This window comes from Oleiphilus sp. HI0043 (assembly GCF_001634935.1).
Genome location: NZ_LWEY01001627.1, coordinates 1 through 1,283 on the forward strand (window position 1 = coordinate 1; position 1,283 = coordinate 1,283).

At 44.5% G+C, this 1,283-nt stretch carries 1 protein-coding gene; it reads right to left on the reverse strand.

Features of this window, described 5'->3' with window-relative positions; translation table 11 throughout:
- Positions 1-1,233, reverse strand: a 1,233-nt coding sequence (locus A3729_RS24720) for a hypothetical protein (protein WP_197476048.1), incomplete at its 3' end; no start/stop codon positions are given.
- Between the last annotated feature and the right edge of the window lie 50 nt (positions 1,234-1,283).

Genomic DNA, 1,283 nt, shown 5'->3' on the forward strand with positions numbered 1-1,283 from the left:
GCCACCCTCAACCCGACTATCAATAGTGATCTCTTCGCCTTTAGCCACGACAGAGTGATTGATGGCCGTTTTTAGTATGTTAAACAAAGCATAAATCAATAACCATTCATCACCTTTGAACAAGAAGTCTTGGCGTAAGTCTGTTCGTATTCTCTCTCGCTCTCCTGGCATAAACACATACTCTGCCAAACTCTTCGTTACTACACTCTGAATTGAAAGCACCTTGAAGGTACTTACATCGATGGGTTCATCCTTCACCAGACCTAGACTCATGTCGATCACCTGAGCACTTCGCGCGATAGCCACATGAGCTTGGCTATAGGGACTATCTAAATATCTCTCATCTTTTAGCTCCGCTCGTACCAATGCAGCATGTTCAACAAAGGCATGTAATTGATCTAAAGGCCCTCTCATGTCATTGGCGATATTACCGGCCAAAGACTGCAAACTCTGCATTTTTTGAAATAAGAAGCGCTGCTCCTGGAAAGCCTGACGGCGAAAAAACTCTACACGCTCAATGAGTCGACCCAATTTAGACGACAAAGCCTGTAACCTCGACTGATCTTTCAAACGCATGTCAGATTTACTGACGACGACTAAGAGCATTCCCCTAAAGTCACTATTTGCAACAACAGGCAAACCCAGCATCTCGCGTCCCGGCACCATTTCGACCCAATCATAGGCAGCATCGAGCTGCTCAGTTGACATAATTTCAACCATTTGGGCGTTAAGCGTTCTTTCCTCAGCCTCACCCTGCAGGTGCACGTTTATAGAAGAGGGTAAACGATCATGGCGGCGTCCATCACTGCCGCTAAATAGTATGCGTTGATAGTTTCTCTCAGCGCTCAGGTCATTCGCATCAAAGCGCTCCAACTCTTTCCTGGATAAAGTTCGCTCCAATAGAACCCTATCCAAATACCATGCATAGTGATGGATATAGCTTTGTTGCTCAAAAAACTGCCGAAGAATTGGCAACATCGACTCAAAGTCATCAGATTGATCTAGCTGATACATTAGGTCTCGAAAGTGCCGCTCAGCATCAAGTTTCTGACGAACCAGGACTTTATCTGAAAACGCTTGTAAGCGAGATTTCATCGCTGCATAAAATTCACAGGAACAGATGGTGATAAGAACCAGAAATACAGTCTGAGAAACACTCAAATACGCTTGATCTATAAAGATGCCACCTTTAAGCATTAAAACCACGAAACCAACGATGCAAATGTAAATCATCAAACGCGTGTAACAAAACTCAGCGTCTCGGGCAGTTCAAGTAGGTCATG